The organism is Vibrio sp. 10N.222.48.A3 (assembly GCF_041475345.1).
GTDB classification, from domain to species: domain Bacteria; phylum Pseudomonadota; class Gammaproteobacteria; order Enterobacterales; family Vibrionaceae; genus Vibrio; species Vibrio tasmaniensis_A.
In genome coordinates, this window is record NZ_JBFRVX010001331.1 from 1 (window position 1) to 483 (window position 483).

At 40.4% G+C, this 483-nt stretch carries 1 pseudogene; it reads right to left on the reverse strand.

Annotation, left to right across the window (positions count from 1 at the left end):
* Positions 1–115: 115 nt before the first annotated feature.
* Positions 116–483: pseudogene (locus tag AB4653_RS26125) on the reverse strand (methyl-accepting chemotaxis protein); the annotation flags it as partial.

Here is a 483-nt window from a genome sequence, read left to right on the forward strand (position 1 = left end):
GGTCTAGCATGCCTTAAAAGATGGCAAAACTACGGTTAACTGCTTTGAATGAGCGCTGAAATAAAAAAAGCACGTATGAAAACGTGCTTTTATATTAAAGGTTTTTCTCGAGAGTTTAGTGTTTTACTTCAAACCTATTTACCCAAGTCTCTAATTCGTTAGAAAGGGAAGCTAAAGTTTGAGTACTGTTATGGCTTTCCGTTACGACATCGCTCAGTTGGTTGCCACTTTCTTCAATCATATTGATACGCTTCGATATATCATCGCTTACCTGAGTCTGCTCAGCGGCTGCTGTTGCGATTTGATGGCTCATTGATGATATAGACTCTAATGCAATCACAATCTGTTGTAGCGCTTCAGAGGCATTCTGAGACTCTGCTACAGTACTTTCACTCGTTGCCGCACACACATTCATTGTTTGAATGGCGTTACGGGAACCTTCTTGAAGATTATTGATCATTAACTGAATCTCTTTGGTGCCTG